Here is an 18,625-nt window from a genome sequence, read left to right as displayed (position 1 = left end):
GCCTGTTCAAAGCCCCTGCGCGCCCCACTAGGGGCCGGTGGTGGGTAGTGGGGGTGTTTCCCCGCTACCCACTACTCGGTAGCGCTGCGTAGAGGGTGTTCAGGCGTGGTCGGGGTGGACGTAGACCGAGTGGGGGCCGTTGTCGCGGTAGACCAACTGGCCCCGTTCGGTGGCGGCCTGGAGGGCGGCGCGCACGGTCTTGCGGTCCTTGCCGACCAGTTCTGCGATCGCGGACGGCTTCATGCCCTCCGCCCCGGTGGCTTTGATCGCGTCGATAGCGGTGGGCAGCCATGCCGGGCCCTGCTCGCCCCGCAGCGCGGAGAGGTTCAGTCCGGCCGGCAGGTCCGGCCCATCCCCCTCACCCTCGCCTTGCTTCGGCTCTCGGGTGTGGGGGTCGGGTGCGGTGGCGAACTGCGCGTCGATCTCCGCGCGGAAGCGGCGCAGCATCTCCTCCTGCGGCGACGCCGGGCGCTGCTCCTGCTCGCGCAGGGCGGACAGGTTCAGGCCCTGTCCGGGCCCGTCCGGGGTGGGGTCGTCGTCCAGGCCGGGGAGGTCGCGCATCCAGGCGGTGCGGTCGGTGTCCCAGCGGCGGGCGTAGGCGGGCCCGGCGACTCTGGCGGAGACGTCGTCGAGGCGGGGGTGGCGGGTGGATGTGGCGGCGGTGATCTCCCGGATCTGGTTCGGCAGGATCCGCCAGGCCTTGAACAGTGCCGCGGGCGACTCGGGGGTGCCCATGAAACCGGCGCCCTTGTAGGGGGCCTGCTCCACGCGCAGTCCGCGGCGGCCGGGGAACATCTTGGACAGGTCCATGCCCTCGGTCTCGCCGCCGGTCAGGGCGACGCGGACCTTGCCTTCCCGGCGGATCATCAGGTTGCCCAGCACGCTGCCGGTCGCACCGAGCGCGGTGAGGACGGTGCGCACGCCCATGGCGCGCAGCATCCGGATGACTTCCAGGATCTTCTTGGCGAGTTGCTTCATCTGCCGGTCGGTGCTGACCAGGATCTCTGCGCCCTCGTCGATGACCAGCATGATTTGCGGGATCTTCGCGCTGATCGGGAGGAGGTCGGTGTTCGCCTTGGCGAGCAGGTCCTGATAGGCCCTCTTGCGGTGCAGGCCGATGGCGAGCGCGGCATCGAGCATCAGCATGGCTTCCTCGTGGGAGGCGGCCAGCCAGTCGATACCGGGGCGAACCGGCTCGCCGCCCGCGGTCTCGATGTCCCCGTTCAGTGCGGGCAGCACCCACGGCAGTCCCGCGCTGCCGGCGTTGAGGTCGATCACCCATGTCAGGACGTCGTCGGCGCGGGCGAAGCCGGCCAGGATGTCGTGGACCATGTTGGTCTTGCCCGATCCGGTCGGGCCGACCACCAGGGCGCACTGCTCGCGCAGGTAGGCGCAGACGACTTCTCCGTTGGTGCGCACCCCCCAGGGCAGGCCGGTCAGGAGGGACAGGCGGCCGTAGTCGTCGGGGTAGGGGCGGTCATCGTTGAGGACGTTGACCGTGGTCACGTCCAGGATGGTGCGGCCCTGGTGGATGCCGGGGGTGGCGGTGGCGGTGCAGCCGTGCGGCAGTTTGGCGTCCGCGGACAGCGCCACCGTGTGCTGGGCGATGCGGTCGTAGGTGATCCCGCCCTGCGGCTCCAGATCCAGCGAGTAGCCGGTGGTGGTCGGCCACATCTCCACGGCGAGCACCCGCACGGTGATGTTGCAGATCCGCTGGATCCGCTCTACCCACGCCTCGGCGATCGCCCGCCGCTCCGCGGACAACTCCTTCGCGATCTGCCGCTGTTCGGCGGCGATCGCCTCCTCTTCGCGGGCTTCTTCGTAGAGGTTGGTGGAGCGGGTGGCGGCGCCGATGCCGACGCCGAGGGTGGCGAGTGATCCGAGGGCGGCCCAGGTCAGGGGGCCGTGGGTGATGGCCCAGGTGGTCCAGCCTGCTCCGATGAGCCAGGAGGCGGCGCGGGAGGCCAGGGTGCGGCCGGCGTTGCGCACGCGCAGCCCGGCCACGGTGTGACCGAGGGCGCCGGCGGTGCCGACGGCCAGGGCCCAGCCGGGGGGCATGTGGGTGGCGGCGCCGGTGGTGGCGACGGCGAAGGCTCCGGTGGTGGCGGACAGGGCGCCGGTCACGGGTCCGTGACCGGCCGCCCAGTCCAGCACCGGGCCACTACCGGTGTTCTGCTGTTTGGTGGTGGCGGTGCTGCTCATCGTCAGACGTTCCAGCCCTTCTCGGCCTCGGTGCCGTTGCGGGGGTCCTCGTGGCGGGCGATGTCCTGCTCGTGGGCCTGGCGGAACAGCGGGCCCATGTCCTCCGCGACCGCGACGGCGCTCATCAGGGCGCCGAAGATGTCGTTGAAGCTGTCCGCGACTTCCTTCTCCAGCGGGAACTCGCTGTCGGAGCGCTCGGCGAGGATCTTCATCACGTTCGCCACGGACGTCAGCGCGGCGGGCAACCCCTCGACCATGGCGAGGATCTCCATGGCGTTCTCGGGCTCGTAGGAGTTGGCCGCCTGCTCCATCTCCTCGGCGGCCTCTGCAAAGCGGAATCCGGACACGAACTGCTCTCCTTCACTCACCTCGGGGATCGTGCTGGCAGGGGTGTCCACGGCCGGGCGCTGCACCTGCTCGCCCAAGCCGCCCGTGCCGTCCTGCTCGGCCTCCGCATCCGCGGCGGCCTCCTGCTCGCGCAGGTCCTTGCGGGTGGTCTCGTCCCGCTCCGCGCGCTGCTCGCCTGCCGTTCGAGCCATCCGCCGGTACAGGCGCCGCCCGGGATGCATCAGCGCGGGGATGCCGAGCTTGCGGCCGATCGGGGTGCCGAGGAGCCCGAGCAGACCGACCGGGAGAGCGAGCATGGCAGCGAGCAGGCGACGGCCGTGAAAGCGGGCCGCGGACCGGCGCAACGCCTGACGAGCCGCCTTCCGGGCCGGTGCCTTACGGACGTTGCCGCGCTGTACGGCGACCGTGCCACCGTTCTTCGCATCCCGCGCGGCGCGCTGCTTGGCGATCGCCGCATCCCGCGCGGCCCGCGCCTTACGGATCGTGCCCCCCGTCAGGCGGCCCGCCAGGCCGGGGCGCTTGCCCGACCGGGCGCGGGCTGCGGTGGCTTTGGCATTGCGGCGGGCATCGGCGACCGCGCGCCGCGCGCGGGTGGTCTGCGCCCGCTGACCGCCCCGCGAACCGGCCGCGGTCCGCTGCGCGGCGCGCAACGCCCTGACCCGCTCCACCCCGCCCACAGCCGCGCTGCGGGACGTTGCGGGTTTGGACGGGCCGTGACCCGTCCTGGTGGGGGTCTTTCCGCTGGCCGTGGGGGTGCCGTTGCGGGCGGCGGTTGCGTTGCTGCGGCGGTGCTGGCCGGGCACCGTGCCCGACCGGCCACCGGAGCGACCGGGACGGGCACCGCTCGAACGGCTTCCGGAGCTGCCGCGGGTGCCCGCACCGCTGCTTTGCAGGCGGGCATTGCGGGCGGTGGAGCGGCCGGCGGCGCGGGCGGCGGTCCGGCGAGCCTCCCGGCGCGAGTCGGGCTTGCGGGAGCGGGTGGCGGCGACTGTGCCGAGCACCGCCATCCCGGTAGCGGCGACCGCCGCGGCGAGCGGACCACCGGCCAGCGAAGCGGCGGCGACCGCACCCACGGTGCCGTTCGCCCCGGACAGGGCGAGCGGGACGATGGGCCAGCCACCGGGCGTGTGCTCCACCTCCCTCCCCTCCCGCACCTTGGCGGGCGGGGTGTCGGGCGGAGGTGGTGGGGTCGGGGCAGCCTCGACGGCTACCGGCTCCGTGCTGAGTTCCGTCATGCTGAAAGCACTCCTCTATGGGGAGTAGGGCCCGGCCAGGGCTGTAGGAGGCATTTGGCCGGGCCTGCCAACAGGGTTTATGCAGCGCGCTGTTCTTCGGAGTAGGCGCAGGTGACGCACATGCCGAGCGTGGGAGGGATGACGTATCCCGCGTCGCGGCGGCATTGAGGGCAGGTGCGGCGGGCGGTGTTGGCCTTGGCCAGGGCCGCCCACTTCGCAGGCGTCATCGAGCGGACCGGTTTCGCCCGGTCGGTGCGGTACAGGTAGGCGACCAGCGGGCCACGTCGGCGGCGTCGTGGGCGTTCCACGACCGCTGCTACGTCCTGACCACCTGGACGGAGTCCGAGGGCGCGGAGTTGGCGGCGGGTGGCGTAGCCGTCCGGGGCGAGCCGCCACCGGTAGACCGGCAGCGTGCCCATCAGGCGTTCTCAAGCACGGGTCCGGCGTGGTCGCGGTGCTCGGTGTAGCGGGCGGAGACCCAGCCGACCGACCAGCCGCACAGCTCCGCCGCCGCCCGCACCGCAAGCCCCTCCGCGAACGCCGCCCGCACCACCGCACGGGCGCGCTCCTCGGGAAGCTTCTCACCGGCCGGTCCGGCGGACAGCAGCGCGGCGCGTTCACGGCGTTCACGCTCGGCCCGCTCCTGCTGCTGCCGGAGCTCGGCCGCGGCCCGCTCCCGCGCTTCCCACTCGGCGCGCTGAACGGCTTCCCGTTCGATGCGTTCACGTTCGCGCTGCTGCTGTTCACGCGCGCGCTCACGGCGTTCACGCGCCTCTCGCTCCGCCCGCTCCGTCGCCTCCTGCTCGGCGCGCTCGGCTTGGCGGGCGGCTTCCTCACGGTCGCTCTGCTCACGGGCGAGCCGGGCCTCATGCTCACGCTGTTCACGCAGCAGCAGCGCCGCGTGCTCACGCTCCTCACAGGCCCGCCTCTGAGCGCTCTCGCGCCGCTCGGCGGCGGCCTGCTCGCGGGCTTCCCGCTCGGCGCGCTGCTCAGCCTCCCACCTGTTCACGGCGGCGGCGATCGCGCGCCGGTAGGCGAGCCCGGTCTCGGCGGTGACGATGAGCAGGAGCGGCGCGACCGCGTGCACGGCCACGCCCACCAGGTCGTTCGTCAGCGCGGAGTCGGCGACGTTGAGGGCCAGAGTCATGCAGCCGGTCATCCACCGCAGCGCGATCGGCCACCGGCCGCCGTGCCCGCCGAGACGGGCGAGCACCGCGTCCAGGCGGACCACGATGACCACCGCGGCGTCCACCACGAGCGGCAGAATCGGCGCGGTCCACGCCCAACGGCTTGGGGTGTGCTGGGCCGCGAGCGGGGTCACGGTGAGGACCGAATACAGCATCGCCCCCGCCACGATCAGCCACGTGCCCGCCGACAGGGCCCGCTCTGCTGAACGGATCTGCTCGGCGTTCACGCGACCACCCCCGCCCGTGAACGCACCCGCGTCGACGCCATCAGAATGACCGCGGTGGTGGGGTCCTCCGGGACCGTGCTGTCCTCCGACCACTCCCACGCACCACCGTCGACCGGTTCGAAACCGAGCGCACGGAGCGCGCGTGAACGCTCCATGAGCGTCGGCACCGGACGCCGCCGGCCGAACGCGAACTCCGGCCACCGCTCCGTCGTGCCGAACAGCACCACGTACACGCGCCAGCAGCCATCCCGCACCGACATCTGCGCGATGAACTCCCGCGCCGTCTCCTGCGCGCTCATGCCGCACCGCCCCGGCCCGCGTCCGTGGCCTGGTTGGTCAGCGTGCGCCGCGCGGCCAGTACCCGGCGGCGGGCACGGCGGATGCGCCGGGTGTCCAGCTCTGTGGGGGTGCGGTCGAGGGTGGTGATCTGCGCGTCCAGCAAGTCGACGTCCGCCAGGATGGCGGGCATCTCCTCCTCGATCGCGTCCAGCTCCGCATCCGTCGGCTCCATGAAGTGGGCGAACGCGGTAACAGCGTCCTGAACAGTAACGATGTGATCCATTGGGTCTGGTTCCTTCCAGCGAGGAACGGCCCGTCGCGGCTCCCGGGTGGCACCCCGGGAGCCGCTTGCCGTTGACGTCGGAACATCCGGCCCCTCTCAGCGCTGCTCGTGTGAGACGAGCAGCGGAGGCAACCGGCCGCAGCAAGCGCTACGGAGCAGCTGAACAGGTACAGGTGTTGCTGTCTCCTTCGGGAACACGAGCTCCCGATTCAGGCGTATGGAGACGTGACCTTTCGGTCTAAGCCGTCCCGAATGACAAGGGTCGGGTCCGCCCTCGGCCCGCTCTGTCCCGGGCCCCTTCACCTCGTGCGGTCCTGTCAGAAGGCACAGAGATACCCGAGGCGCTAGTCATTGTCCGTACAATGGCTACAGTCAGGATGTTGGCAGACGGTGTGGCGGACCGCAAGCACATTGGCCGCATTGACTGGACAATGCAGTCAGCTAGCGGCTTCCATGGGAGGCATGGCAGTGACCCGACTCGGGCGAAACCCGATGTACCAGCAGATCGCGGACGCGCTGCGGGAGCAGATCACGTCCGGGAAGCTCGAACCCGACGCGAAGCTTCCGACGGAAGCGGAGCTGCGTGACCAGTACGCCGTGTCACGGGAAACCGTGCGCAAGGCACTCGCCCAGCTCGTGAACGAGGGGCTTGTCGTCTCAGCCAGGCCGCAGGGTCACTTCGTCCGGCGCCGTCAGCCGATGGTGTTCCGACCTCAAGGGGAGTTCCGGAAACGGCCCTACTCGCCGGAGATGGACGCCTTCATGACGGAGTACTCAGCGGAGGGACGCGAACCACGGCAGGAAATCGAGGTGGCGATTGTGGAGCCACCGGAAGACGTGGCCAAGCGGTTGCGGTTGGAGCCGGGCGACCTCGTTGCAGTCCGCAAGCGGGTGCGGTACCTGGATGGCGAGCCGTTCAACATCAATGACAGCTACTTCCCGCTCGCGCTCGTACGGGATTCGGAGGTCATGCGTCCAGAGAACATCGCTCGCGGCGCGAACGAGGTTCTGGCCGAACTCGGGTACCGGCAGGTCCGGGCGCTGGATGAGTTGTACGTCCGTATGCCGACGCCAGAACAAGTACACCGCCTCGATCTCGGTCCTGGGACACCGGTCGGCGTTCACGTCACGACCGGCTTCACAGAGGAAGGGCAACCTGTACGCGTCGCGGTGACTGTGCTCCCTGGGGACCGACACGTGATCTCGTACGAGCGGCAGCGTGAAGTGCCGAACGAGGAAGCATGAACGATCTGCGCATTCGTCCCGGCCGTCCCGATGAACTCGACACAGTGGAAGCACTGTTGAGCGAGGCCTCCGGCTGGCTCGCGTCACGTGGCATCGACCAGTGGCAGTACCCCCCGCATCGGGATCGCATCACAGCGGCGCTGGAACAGGGTGTGTGTTTCCTTGCTTCCGACGATGGCGAGCCCGTCGCGACCATCCAAGTCGATGACTTCGCCGACCCAGAGTTCTGGACACCAGATGACGACCCGGGCGATGCGCTCTACGTGCACCGCATGGCCGTGCGTCGGCACGCGGCCGGTGCTGACGTCGGCGCGAGGATGCTGGACTGGGCAGCGCACCGTGCTACGACACTGGGCAAGAGATGGCTCCGCCTGGATGCCTGGAAGGACAACGAAGGGTTGCACCGGTACTACAAGTCCGTCGGGTTCACCCTTGTGCGCATCGTTGACCTACCGCACCGTAGATCGGGAGCGCTCTTCCAGCGCCAGGCCCAAGGCGAGGCCTGAGGTCGGCCCCCACAGGCCAGGCACCACCTGACGCGCGACCTTCCATGGGCAGGGCCGGAGGCCACAAGGCGATGATCTGTAGAGCACCCTGCAGTCAAGACAATGCCTTCGGCGCGGGATCGGCCGGCACCGGGATGGCGCGGGCGTCGTCGCCGACTGCGGGTCCGTAGTGGCGCGCACGGGGATCTCCCGTCCCATCCAGCGTCGACCCAGGCAAAGCCGAGCAGACGAGGCTCAGGGCGTCCAGGTCGCTCGTACAGTTGCGCGCTCCACCTGGACGCCATGAACCACGCCCGCTCTACGGTGTTGTGGGTCGACGACGTACGGGACGGAGATCCGGAGCCAGTGGTGGGATCGGCTAGTGCGAAGCTGGCCAATCCGCAAGAGATTGGTGACATTCACCACACATTAATACGGACATATGAGCCCCAAGGTGGCGCGCCTTCGTGATGGGCAACGCGAGCGAGTCATGATTGTCAGCGGCGTGTGATACGAGACAGAATCATCGCAGGTCAGTGGACTGACGCGTGAACGCTTAGATCGCCTAGGCCAGCCTGAGTTCGTCTTGCATGGTCCGCCATGCCTAAGTGGGCGACTCAAGGGCGAGGGGCGCCTATTGCCAGGGGTGTGCCATACCGTTGGAGCCCCAACACCGAGAGACGCGCCTGCCTTTGGGGAGAACCTCCGGACGCGTCCTTCTGACGACCAAGGAGGACTATGCCCACTCTGGGTCTCGGTGGACTGTCGGGGCTTCACGTCATCTACTCGCACTCCCGCACAGGTGGCGCTCCTCGCGCTGGTGTTCGATATTCAACTCAAGGGCGACGTCCGGTAGTTCACCTCGACAGGCGGTACGGAGAGTCAGGTAGGTCACACGGAACATCTCATTCCGCGCAGAAAGCACACAGTCGGTGCCGCTGACCAGCCGCTTCGGGAGAGACGGGCGCACGCTCCGTATTGCGAGCCGCGTGTTTGCGCCCCCTGCGCCCCCTCTTTGATTACTGAGCGTCGCGGTCAGGGGGTAAGCTCTTTGGCTACCTGATTGGCAGTCAGCCAGTTGGCAGAGACAACTGTGCCCTCGCACGGATGTACGGTCCGTCGAGGGCAATGGACTCAAGGAGCCAGCCTTGAACCTCTACCACCCTATCGCCCCCTACTCGCCAGTCAACAACCGGGGGACGCCTTTCTCAGCGGGATCTCTTCGGTGACGGCCCACTCGCCACGCCGTCGCTTCAATGCCACCGAGCGGACTGTGCTCTTCCTTGCGGCGGACGGCCGCTGTACCCACTGCGGCATCGAGCTACAGCCGAGCTGGCACGGCGACCACATCACCCCGTACTCGGCCGGTGGCGCCACCGACATCATCAACGGACAGGCCCTCTGCCCGACCTGCAACCTCAAGAAAGGCCGCTCTGTGGTCAACGGCGCCCGCGGATGGCAAAACCAAGCACATGAAAAGTTCTTTGCCAACCCGACGAAGGACTATCTCGTCTCGGCGACTCCCGGAGCGGGAAAGACCTACTTCGCGCTGAATCTGGCAAAGCGCCTCATGCAAGAGCGCACTACAGAGCGCATCATCGTAGTCGTCCCCACCGACGCTCTGCGCCTCCAATGGGCTGACGCCGCAGGAAGTATCGGACTGCACCTCATGCCGGTTACTGATCCTGAGGACTATGGAAAGCCGGGCTACCAGGGCTACGTCGTGACCTACGCACAGGTGGCCAGGGGAATCGGATCTGAGAAGTTGCGGTACCTGACCAGGCGCCCCACAGTCGCGCTGCTTGACGAAATTCATCACGCAGGTCAGAACAAATCGTGGGGTGAAGGTCTAACGCACGCACTGGAGCACGCAGTTCATCGCATCGCGCTCACGGGTACACCGTGGCGCAAAGACGGTGCCAGCCCGATCCCCTTCGTGCGCTATGACCGGGATGGCAAGGTCGAGGTCGACTACGCCTACGAGTACGGCACTGCCGTCGCCGATGGAGTGTGCCGGCGCATCGAATTTCATGCGTACGATGGCGAGGCCAAGTGGACAGACTGCGGCAAAATCAGCACCGCCGCCCTGGGCGGTGAGCTCGCCGATGATGACGTACCCGCCGCGCTCGACGCCGTGTTGGAGCCCAACCACAAGTGGATTCCGGCGCTGCTGGCTCAGGCGAACACTGCGCTCGATGAACTACGTACCGAGGTGCAAGATGCGGGTGGTTTGGTGGTCGCGCATGAAAAGTGGCACGCACGGGCCTACGCAAACCTCCTCCGCCAGCTCACCGGTGAGCCGCCGACTGTAGTGCTCTCCGACGACCCAGAGGCAAAGGAGAACATCGACCGCTTTCGGGGAGGGCGAAGTAAGTGGCTGGTTGCTGTGCGGATGGTTTCTGAGGGCGTCGACATTCCACGCCTTGCGGTTGGTGTATACGCTACAAAGATTCGCACGCCGCTGTTCTTCCGTCAGGTTGTCGGCCGCTTCGTGCGTATCCGCAAGGACGAGGAGTTCAACGCCCGTCTTTTCATTCCCGCGATTCCGTCGATCATGCAGCATGGACGGGCCATCGAAGAGGAGCTCCGTCACCAGTTGGAGATCGAGTCAGACCGGGTCGAGCGTGTGCGTGAGAGTAGCGATTCTAGGGGCGGGATGCTTGATTTGCGTATTCCGCTCGACGCAACCGAGGCAGTGTTCGATAGGGCAATCGTGGACGGCGATGAGGTGACACCCGCCGAAGTCGCCAAAGCCGCGGCATGGCTACGAGCGAACGGCATCCCCTCGACCTACGCGGTGAACGCTGCTCGTGGTTTGAGATCTGCGCCCACCGCAGTAGCCGTGGCAGAGAAGCATATGACGACGCCAGCGCCCGCCCCACCGCGCCACCGTGCCGAGCGCATGCTTCGCGGGGAAATCGACACTCTGGTGGGCAAGTTGGCATATAGGCGAGGGATGCCGAAGAAGGATGTCAACCTGCAACTGATCCGTGAAGGCTGGCCAAGTCGCTCGAAGGCGACAGTAGAGCAGCTTCGCCGGCAGAAGAGTCATTTGATGCAGATTCTGGGAAGGTCTGAAGGCTGAACCAAGTTCACCATGTCCTGACATAGCCGCTTCAAGGTTCCCGAGACTGGGGGCGGCCTTAGAAACGGTGGTTGCAGTTCAGCAACCACACCAACCAGCATCAAAGATTAACAGCCCAGCCGGCCCCAGTGACCACTCCGCCCGTGATTGGCATGAGGGGGCGCAGCACTCGGTAGACCCCCGTGCCTCAGCAGTTGAGACTCTGCCAACCTCTCGTGGCGCAACGCAGGCTTTTGTGGGTCGATCTGGTCATGGCGCCGCCACTCCGGGGAGTCATCTTGGGGCTGATCTGGAGCTTCTAGAGGAGGTGCGCCAATGGCCAAGCACACGTTCGCAAGCTATGTCGTCAGGATTCGAAGGAGTCGAGGGAAGGACTACCTCCCTCTCAGTAACATTGATGGCATGGAAATCGATCTGCTCAAAGAATTTTACGGGTTCTTCCTTCACCTTCAGGAGCGGGCGTTCGAATTTCCTGAGAAAGAACGCTCGCTTGAAGCTCGTGAGATTCAGCAGAAGAACCGTTCCCTGCACGTAAAGCTTGCATATGGCGCCTACGGTGCCCAATCGCGTATCCGTGACAGGACAACCGGGCAATTGGTGTTCCAAAAGGAGGAAGATCACGTAGATCTGACCGACTTGCGAAATTACATCATCTTGCCTGAAAATTCCACCGCCGGCCTCCTCTTCACTGAGCGGTTCCAGGGTAGCGGCATTGTGTCAGCGCTCTCGGAAGCATTCAAGAAGGCATTCCATGCCAAATATAGCGGCTATACGCTAGAAATTAATGCCATGACGTCAGAGGCTGCATTTGGTGCATTTATGGAAAGTGGGGAGATTAAGAAAATCAGATTGGTGCGGCAGGCTATTCCCCACGACGTAGCAGGCGCGCTGGGACTAGGTGACGAAGAGACGGAACTTGGCTCCCTCGAGATCATGTTGCGCCCTCCGCGCACGGGAGCTTTCCGCAAGAAGAGGATCCAGTCTGTGATGAGTGGGGAAACCGATGTATCTAGCCTTCTAGAGTGGCGCAACGTTGCCTTCCGAGAGCTCAAGGTCGAGGTCAAGATCGCCGACTCGGTCAGGACGTTGTCAGTGTCGTCTGGTACAACACCAGGCATGCTCTACGACCTCGACTCGGAGATGCGGAAGGAAGGAGTAGTCGAGCTGTCCGACGCATGGGTGTACTCGAAGGCCGAAGAGCTAGCTGAAGACCTAGGTGAGAATATGGGCCTCAGCGCCGACCGTATGCGCCGCGAATTCCAATGGCCAGAATCTTGGGATCGCTACAGGCTGGAGGTTCCCGTTGATGCGAATGATTGACCTCATTCCGATCGTCGAAGATCATTTCAACACCCTGCGCAGCCACTCGACCAACAGGATTATGTGGGGGGAGGTTATATTGTTCTATGGGGTACCAATTGCACTGGGGGGAGTCGGCGTGGCGCTGCATTGGAAAATTGGCGGAGTCGACAATATTTTGGCTGCCTTCGCCATCCTGACCGGCCTGCTTTTTAACCTCCTAGTATTGCTGTTCGATGTAGCGGCAAAGGCTGCCCAGGGCGTAGGGGGGACCGGTCCTCAGAACGTTCGCCTGAAGCTCGCCAAACATCTTCAGTCAAATGTCACCTACAGTCTTCTTGTGGCCCTCATCGCAACCTCAATTCTTGGCGTCTTGGCTGGAATGGATGTTGATAAAGCAGACCGATGGATTAGCGGCGTCTTGCTGATTCTTCTCTCACATTTTACTCTCAACCTACTCATGATCATGCGGCGCATTAGATCCGCATTCCTGACTTCTTTCGAGTAGCTTTTTGCGTTTTTCTGTGTTCATATATCGCCACCCAAAAGCTAAAGTTGATGGGAAGGCGTCACGCTGCCAGCACTCCACGATCGGTAAGGGTTCGTGTGAATTCTGATCTCTACAACTGACATCAATGAGTCCAGACAGCGGCAGACATGGGTGAGCACGGGGCCAGCCGGCGACAGCAGCAGGGGGTGCAGGCCGAATTCACAGAACGGAGGTCATCGGCTGGCTCTGCCCCAGCGCGAGCGGATGACCCCACCGGAGCTGCTTCGGGACGAAGAGGTTGCCAGCAAGCGGCAGGCGGCCAACCTCTGGCCAACCTGCGGGCGTTCGAAGCTCATCACGATCGAACGGCCAGGTCAGATGGCCAGGGATGCGCCTTACGGGCTGGCCTTGAAACCCGTTGTGCTCCCAGCCAGGACACTCCCCATGCCATCAAGAACCCGGCTCCGGTCCGCCGGGCGGCTTCCCAGCGGCACGAGCGCCCGACCAGCCTCGACCAGGGTCCAAAACGATGCCTCCGGCGGGGGATTGGCCGGCACTGGGATGGATGGGGCGCCGTTGACGACGGCGGCCCGTGCGTGGCGTGCGTTGGGAGCTTCCATCCCGTTCGCCGTCGCCCGAGGCAGAGCCGAGCAGACGTTGCCCTTGGCGTACAGGTCGTTCATGCAGGGATGGGCTGAAATAGCGGAACTGCCGCGCGCGCACAGAACCTACTGGCAGTATCGGCGCTATGTCTTGGGACTTTCCGTCAGTCGTGACACCGCTCGGCACAGCAATGGTCACGCTTCCCGCCCTCTACGTCGCTGTACGAACAGCCATTGGCTCGTACAAGCGTGACGTTGCAGAGAACCGTCAGCGGCTGCAGCGCGAGTTGCAGGTCTCAGGCGACGGTGGAATCTCGATTCGTGAGCCAAACGTTGAGTCACAAGCCGACACAGGTTCAGATGGTCCCGACGGCACCGAGTCTCCTACGTCCACGCACAATACGTACTACAACATCAGGGTTAACCAGAGTGCCTCGCCCGAGGAACTTCGTGCTGAACGGGAGGAACAGACATTCTCGCTCCTACTGGCTGACTACTACGCACACGGGCTGACTCAAGCGCAACGCAGCTCGATCATGAGCCTTACGTTCTCTGGTCTTGGTTGCCTGATCCTTTTCATCGGAGTAGGCCTAGCCATCTGGCGCTCCGAGACAACTGGGGACCTGTATGCAGCCATGGTCACAAATGTCACGGGAATCGTAACCGGCACAGTCGGTGTGCTGTTCCACCGGCAAGCCCGAGGAGCGATGGATCACCTAGCAAGTCAGACGAAACTTCTGCGTCAGGACATGCGTGCCGAGCGTGGCACCCGAAACGCTCTTCGTCTGGTCACGGAGGTAGCAGATCCCGGGCTGCAGAGTCGACTCCAGGCAGCCCTGATCTTGAAGTTCACAGACGCCGAACTGCCTGACACCGGTACACCTTCAGTGACAGTGCCATCACAAGCGAATGGGAACGCTCCCGAAACCTCAGGTCGTTCCATCACCTGACTGGCCGGGCCACATCCGTGCCAGAACGGGCGGGGATTTACGCAAGTCGGGAGCGCAGAGACACCTGCCGTCGACCCCCGCTCAAGGTAGGGGAATAGGAGGTCACGTGTGCGTCGCCTCACCTCGCTCGCGAAGCGGGTATCGGTCGCCTCGTTGTCCTGGTCTTTGTCCAGTGCACCCATGGCCACCACCGTTCATGGACGTACGTGCACCCCGTGTGACCTGCCCCGCGAACCCCGGCGAACGCCCCCGGATGGCCATGCGGACAGTTGGAAAGCGTGTTGGGGGCAACCCCTCACGAGTTCGAATCTCGTATCCTCCGCCAGTGCCTCACCGGGCACGATGTCGAAGGGCCCCACCGTTCGCGGTGGGGCCCTTCGACATGTCCGTCTCAGTTTCCGTCTCAGTTCGTTTTCGGGAGCTCCCAGAGAGCGTCACCGACTTGCTGCGCGACCTTGCGGAGCATGGTCCCCGTCACATGCATGTAGCGGGCGCGCATGCGAGCCGCTCCCCCGGGCTCCCAGCCCATAATGGCGTCGACCACGACGTCCGGGACGCCGAGGATCAAAAGCACCGTCGCAGCGGTGTGGCGAGCATCATGGAGGCGGGCGTCCCGTACCCCCGCGTCCCTCAGCAGCCGCTTCCAGACGTGGAAGTCGGTGTTCGGGCTGAGGGGGCCGCCGGTCGGCGAGGCGAAGACGTACCCCTTGCCCTCCCAGTCGGCACCGGCCGCGAGCCGTTCCCGTTCCTGTTCCTCCCGGTGCTGGCGGAGGAGCTTGATCAGCGGATCGGGCAGACCGACCGTGCGCCGTCCGGCACGGGACTTGGTGGACTTGTGCTCGCGCCGGGTCTGCTGCCGCTCCGGGCAGTAGCCGGCCTTTCTGCCGCACGAGGTGTCCCCGCACCCGTGGGCGTACTTGGGCCGGAGCCGATTCTTGCGGATGCGGACGTACCCGGCGTCCAGGTCGACGTCCTCCCAGTGCAGCCCGAGGGCTTCCCCCTGGCGGAGACCGAGCGCCAGGGCCACGACCCACCGCGCACTGTTGCGCAGCTTGGACGCCTCCAGCAGCAGGCTCTGAACCTCTTCGATCGTGTACGGCTCGATGTCCTCCTCTTCCAGGCGGGGAGCCTTGGCAATCTCAGCCGCGTTGGTGACGACGTGCCCGCGTCGGACCGCTTCACCGAGGGCGACCCGGACCGTCCGGTGCGCGTGGTGGGCCGTGCCGGCGGAACTCCCGGACTCCTGCATCCTCCGGTAGAAGCGTTCGAGGTGCTCCGGCTCCAGCCGATCTAGCTTGTGGGCGCCCAGGCCGGGGACGAGGTGCACGCGGACGTCGACCTCGTAGCCGTCGTACGTGTTCTCCGAGACGTACGGCTTGGCGATGTTCTCGACCCAGTGCTCAAGCCATGCGCGGACCGTCCAGCTCTGCCCCGGCTTCCTGAGCTTCCTGTCGTCCCGGGCCCGCTCCATTTCGCGGACGGCCTTGGTCACCCCGGCCTTGGTCTTGCGCTCGATGTGGCGGCGGTCCGGTCTGCCGTCGTCACGGACGCCGACCGTCACTCGGCCGTGCCATTTTCCGTCCTTGCCGAGATAGATGGACGAGGCTCCGTTGGGTTGGCGGGTGCGCTTCTTCTCTGCCATGTCGTCCCTCTCAGGCCGCTTGGGCGGGTCGGTGGCGGAGCTTGGCCACGTAGGCGGGTACTGCGTCGGCGGGAACTCGGCGGAGCCGGCCGACCGTGACGGACTCGATCTCTCCGGCGAGGACGAGGCGGTAGCACGTCGTACGGCCGATGCGGAGTCGCCGGGCGGCCTCCTCGACGGTCAGGAGCACCAAGGACGGGTCGGAGGTCTCTGGCGCGGCAGTTCCTCGGGGCTCAGCCATGGGTCGGCTCTCCTTCCGTTCCGGGGGCGGGTTCGAGGGATGCGGCGAGCCAGGTCTCGGCGTCGGAGAGGCCGGTCCCGGCGAAGACCCAGTGGGCGAGGACATACGTCGTCTCGGGGGCGGGTCCGTTGGCCGTTGCCGCTTGGGCGCGGCGCCAGTCGGCGCGGGCGTCGCGGAGGGCGCCGAGGGTTGTGGAGTAGCGGCGGGACTTGGTGGAGAAGTGGCCGCGGAAGCAGAGCATGTGGGCCCAGGCCCGCAGGCGGAGGTGTGCGAGGTCCTTGCGGGCGCCGAGCGCCCATGCGGTGCGGATGAGGCGGCGGGCGTGGTCGCTGATGTCGAGCTGGGCCAGTTCGGCGACGAACCTGAGCGGCCGGTCGAGAGCACCCGTGGCCGTCTCGGCGCCTTTGGTGGCGTACTTGGCGATGTACGCGGCGACGGCCCGTTCGGTCAGTTCCTGGCCTCCGTTGAAGTCGGCCGAGCGGATGGCGCGGACGTCGAGTTGCCGGCCGAAGGTGAAGGTGTGGGTGCGTCCGTCGATGACCAGGCCGTCCACGTGGACCTTGGCGGCAGCCGCCTCGATGGCGTCGGTGAGCAGTTCGGCACTCGCCCAGGTCGGGGGCGGGGTGTCGCCGCCGTCGGGGCCGTCGAGGCGGACGACGGCGTGGAAGTGGACGGCGCCGCGCTTCTGGTACTCGGCGACCTTGGCGAAGGACACCCGGGCGTACTCGCGGAAGCGTCGTTGGGTGAGGCCGGCGCGCTTGGCGACCTCCCGGCGCAGGTAGATCGAGAAGCGCCGCCAGAGCGGGCCGGCGTGCGCGTTCCACAGCACGGCCGCTTCGTAGTCGTAGGTGTCGGGGTGGAGGGGCGAGCCGAGTGCGGGGGCGTCCTGGTCGTGGCGGTCGCCGCAGCGGCAGGGGCGTCCGCTGGAGGGGCGGTTGTGCACGGGGCCGAAGCTCGGCGCGGTGAAGGTGGCGAAGACGCGCGGGTGGGCGCCGACCTGCTCGGGGATGCCCTTGCCGCCGCGCAGGCCGGAGGTGATCAGGTGGAAGGTGTCCCGCCGGTAGACCTCGGCACAGGCCGGGCAGCGGTTCGTGCGGCGGTTGTTGCAGCGGACGAGGAGCTGTCCGGCCGGGAGGTCGGACGAGTCGAGGTGGTGGAGGAGGTTTCCGATCTCGCCGGTGCGCGTGTCGACGTCGTACTCGGTGCGGTGGCCGTCGAGGCGGATGGGGTGGGTGCAGCCGCCGAGCCCGGAGAGCTGCCGGAGGATGCCCGGCAAGGTGCCGTGCTGGGCGAGCCTGGCAAGTTCCGGGAGCGGGGGCGGGGTGGTGCGGGTGAGGATGGCTGTCTCCTTCTGACTGGCTCGGTCGGGAGTGACGGGCCCCGGGGCGGCCGGATGCTTGGCGGTGTCGTGGCCACCCCGGGGCGTCGGGTGCTGTTCGGCGCCATTGGTGTGCGATGAGGAGGAAGGCCCGGTGGCCTCAGCCGCTGAGGCGACGGAGACAACCGGACGCCATTCATCTACTCGTCTAGACGTGTGACCCGTTTACGACGTCCACGCCGGAGCGCGTACCGGACTCGATGGCCGGGGCGAGGAACGTGTGCGAGAGCCAGAAGCCGAACAGGGCGACCAGGACGACGATCCACATGCGGACGCCGAGGAACTTGACCGCTCCCCAGGCGAAGAAGCCGAGGACGACGACGAGCGGCAGGCTGACGGTCATGGGGTGGCGGAGTCCTTTCAGCGGACGGGGCAGCGGTGGGTGCGAGCGGCCAGCTCGGCGGCGGCGCGGCTGTCGTAGTCGGTCGAGAAGCCGCAGCGCGGAGCCGTGCAGGCGGCGGTGTGCTTCTCACGGCCGCGGCCGTCGTGGTACGTGGCGACCTGCACCGGGCCGATGCGGACGACGTGGCGGAAGCGGCGACGGGATGGCACGGTCAGTCCCCCTGCCGCAGGCTCGCCCCGGGGAACTCGCGCAGGATGCGCGCGGCCTGGTCGGGGTCCTGGGTACGGTCGGCGGCCTCCTCGGCGAGGAGCCGGGCAAGGGTCGTGTGGCCGCTGTCGGCCGTCTGGCGGGCCGCGTCGAGGTAGTCGGCGGCGGTGTTGAAGGTGAGCAGAGGCACGGTTCAGCTCCCGGTGGGGGTGAGGTGGGCGGCGACGGCTTGGGCCATGGGCTCGGGCACGCCGAGGCGGGCGCGCAGGGTCGGGGTGTCGATGGGGGTTCCGGTGCGCGTGTGGTGCTCGGCGGCGACCTTGCGGGCGTGTTCCACCAGCGCGGCCGGAACGGATGGGGCGGGGAGCTCCGGCGGCCGTCGCGGCTGCTCGGGTGGCCGCTGCTCGATGACCGGAGCTGGGGGCGGCTCGGGTGCGGGTGCGGGTTGGGGGGTGTCGGTCTGGTCGTGGCTGTCGGTGTGGTCGCGCGGTTCGGGTTCCGGGCCGGGGTCGGGTGTGGTCGGGGTCGTGTGGGCGAGGAGGGTGCCGCCGAGGAAGGCGACCGCGGGCCAGCCCGCGACGAGGATGCGCAGCCAGGCCGGGACCTGGTCGACGTCGAGCAGGCCGGCGGTGGCGACGTTCGCGCCGAGGGAGGCGGCGAGGGCGATGACGAACCAGCACCACCCGGCGGCTTTCGTCCGCCCGGAGCGCAGGCGGCGCCAGGCGGCGACGAGGAGCAGGTCGACGCTGATCGGGTAGGCCCACGCTTTCCAGCCGTCCTGCCCGGCCGCCGCCGCGATGTCGTGCAGGTGGGCGAAGGACAGCGCGGCTGCGATGACGGCTTGGACGAGTACCGCGTCCACACGGGCCAGGTGGGCGCGCATGAGGCGGCTCCTTT

19 protein-coding genes are annotated in these 18,625 nt (G+C 67.0%); 6 read left to right on the top strand and 13 right to left on the bottom strand.

From position 1 onward, the window contains the following. Window positions 1-99 precede the first annotated feature (99 nt). The 6 genes from ACL02U_RS01805 to ACL02U_RS01780 form a co-directional block, all read right to left on the bottom strand. Window positions 100-2,202, bottom strand: coding sequence for a hypothetical protein (locus ACL02U_RS01805; RefSeq protein WP_412788777.1), 2,103 nt, complete (start codon window positions 2,200-2,202; stop codon window positions 100-102). Between the two features lie 2 nt (window positions 2,203-2,204). Continuing rightward, on the bottom strand, window positions 2,205-3,785 hold the full coding sequence (locus tag ACL02U_RS01800) for a hypothetical protein (protein WP_412788776.1): 1,581 nt from the start codon (window positions 3,783-3,785) through the stop codon (window positions 2,205-2,207). Between the two features lie 77 nt (window positions 3,786-3,862). Next, the gene (locus ACL02U_RS01795) at window positions 3,863-4,204 is read right to left on the bottom strand and encodes an RRQRL motif-containing zinc-binding protein (RefSeq protein ID WP_412788775.1); all 342 of its coding nucleotides are present in this window, start codon (window positions 4,202-4,204) and stop codon (window positions 3,863-3,865) included. Further along, window positions 4,204-5,199, bottom strand: coding sequence for a DUF2637 domain-containing protein (locus tag ACL02U_RS01790; RefSeq protein ID WP_412788774.1), 996 nt, complete (start codon window positions 5,197-5,199; stop codon window positions 4,204-4,206). The genes ACL02U_RS01795 and ACL02U_RS01790 overlap by 1 nt, the downstream gene beginning before the upstream one ends. Continuing rightward, window positions 5,196-5,498, bottom strand: a complete 303-nt coding sequence (locus ACL02U_RS01785) for a DUF6303 family protein (RefSeq protein ID WP_412788773.1) — start codon at window positions 5,496-5,498, stop codon at window positions 5,196-5,198. The genes ACL02U_RS01790 and ACL02U_RS01785 overlap by 4 nt, the downstream gene beginning before the upstream one ends. After that, window positions 5,495-5,761, bottom strand: a complete 267-nt coding sequence (locus tag ACL02U_RS01780; protein WP_412788772.1) for a DUF6284 family protein — start codon at window positions 5,759-5,761, stop codon at window positions 5,495-5,497. Before ACL02U_RS01780 ends, ACL02U_RS01785 begins: the two co-directional genes overlap by 4 nt. 462 nt (window positions 5,762-6,223) lie before the next feature. Between ACL02U_RS01780 and ACL02U_RS01775 the strand changes: the two genes are divergently transcribed. From ACL02U_RS01775 to ACL02U_RS01750, 6 genes are all read left to right on the top strand, one after another. Beyond that, complete coding sequence (locus ACL02U_RS01775; protein WP_412788771.1) at window positions 6,224-7,006, top strand: GntR family transcriptional regulator; 783 nt, start codon at window positions 6,224-6,226, stop codon at window positions 7,004-7,006. Next, window positions 7,003-7,512, top strand: coding sequence for a GNAT family N-acetyltransferase (locus ACL02U_RS01770; protein WP_412788770.1), 510 nt, complete (start codon window positions 7,003-7,005; stop codon window positions 7,510-7,512). Before ACL02U_RS01775 ends, ACL02U_RS01770 begins: the two co-directional genes overlap by 4 nt. Window positions 7,513-8,764: 1,252 nt before the next feature. Continuing rightward, a complete protein-coding gene (locus ACL02U_RS01765; protein ID WP_412788769.1) occupies window positions 8,765-10,576 on the top strand; it encodes a DEAD/DEAH box helicase family protein in 1,812 nt (603 codons plus the stop codon). Between the two features lie 402 nt (window positions 10,577-10,978). After that, the gene (locus ACL02U_RS01760) at window positions 10,979-11,896 is read left to right on the top strand and encodes a hypothetical protein (RefSeq protein WP_412788768.1); all 918 of its coding nucleotides are present in this window, start codon (window positions 10,979-10,981) and stop codon (window positions 11,894-11,896) included. After that, window positions 11,889-12,383 (top strand): hypothetical protein, encoded by a 495-nt coding sequence (locus ACL02U_RS01755; RefSeq protein WP_412788767.1) that lies wholly within the window; start codon window positions 11,889-11,891, stop codon window positions 12,381-12,383. The genes ACL02U_RS01760 and ACL02U_RS01755 overlap by 8 nt, the downstream gene beginning before the upstream one ends. Before the next feature lie 730 nt (window positions 12,384-13,113). Continuing rightward, window positions 13,114-13,917: a TRADD-N-associated membrane domain-containing protein gene (locus ACL02U_RS01750; protein WP_412788766.1), complete on the top strand. Its 804-nt coding sequence runs from the start codon at window positions 13,114-13,116 to the stop codon at window positions 13,915-13,917. A 403-nt stretch (window positions 13,918-14,320) separates the two neighbouring features. On the opposite strand, the gene ACL02U_RS01745 is transcribed toward ACL02U_RS01750, so the two are convergent. From ACL02U_RS01745 to ACL02U_RS01715, 7 genes are all read right to left on the bottom strand, one after another. Continuing rightward, window positions 14,321-15,559 carry a tyrosine-type recombinase/integrase gene (locus tag ACL02U_RS01745; RefSeq protein ID WP_412788765.1) on the bottom strand — a complete coding sequence of 413 codons (1,239 nt, stop codon included), beginning with the start codon at window positions 15,557-15,559 and terminating at the stop codon, window positions 14,321-14,323. A 10-nt stretch (window positions 15,560-15,569) separates the two neighbouring features. Further along, complete coding sequence (locus tag ACL02U_RS01740; protein WP_412788764.1) at window positions 15,570-15,800, bottom strand: excisionase family DNA-binding protein; 231 nt, start codon at window positions 15,798-15,800, stop codon at window positions 15,570-15,572. After that, window positions 15,793-17,076, bottom strand: coding sequence for a replication initiator (locus ACL02U_RS01735; RefSeq protein ID WP_412788763.1), 1,284 nt, complete (start codon window positions 17,074-17,076; stop codon window positions 15,793-15,795). Before ACL02U_RS01735 ends, ACL02U_RS01740 begins: the two co-directional genes overlap by 8 nt. Before the next feature lie 250 nt (window positions 17,077-17,326). Next, on the bottom strand, window positions 17,327-17,521 hold the full coding sequence (locus ACL02U_RS01730) for a hypothetical protein (protein ID WP_412788762.1): 195 nt from the start codon (window positions 17,519-17,521) through the stop codon (window positions 17,327-17,329). A 17-nt stretch (window positions 17,522-17,538) separates the two neighbouring features. Next, entirely contained in the window at window positions 17,539-17,730 is a 192-nt protein-coding gene (locus tag ACL02U_RS01725) for a mobile element transfer protein (protein WP_412788761.1), read from the bottom strand. A 2-nt stretch (window positions 17,731-17,732) separates the two neighbouring features. Then, complete coding sequence (locus ACL02U_RS01720) at window positions 17,733-17,918, bottom strand: hypothetical protein (RefSeq protein ID WP_412788760.1); 186 nt, start codon at window positions 17,916-17,918, stop codon at window positions 17,733-17,735. A gap of 3 nt (window positions 17,919-17,921) precedes the next feature. After that, window positions 17,922-18,611 (bottom strand): DUF2637 domain-containing protein, encoded by a 690-nt coding sequence (locus ACL02U_RS01715; protein WP_412788759.1) that lies wholly within the window; start codon window positions 18,609-18,611, stop codon window positions 17,922-17,924. Window positions 18,612-18,625 lie beyond the last annotated feature (14 nt).

It is taken from the genome of Streptomyces sp. MS06, assembly GCF_047200655.1.
GTDB lineage: Bacteria > Actinomycetota > Actinomycetes > Streptomycetales > Streptomycetaceae > Streptomyces.
This window is presented reverse-complemented; position numbering and strand designations above follow the sequence as displayed.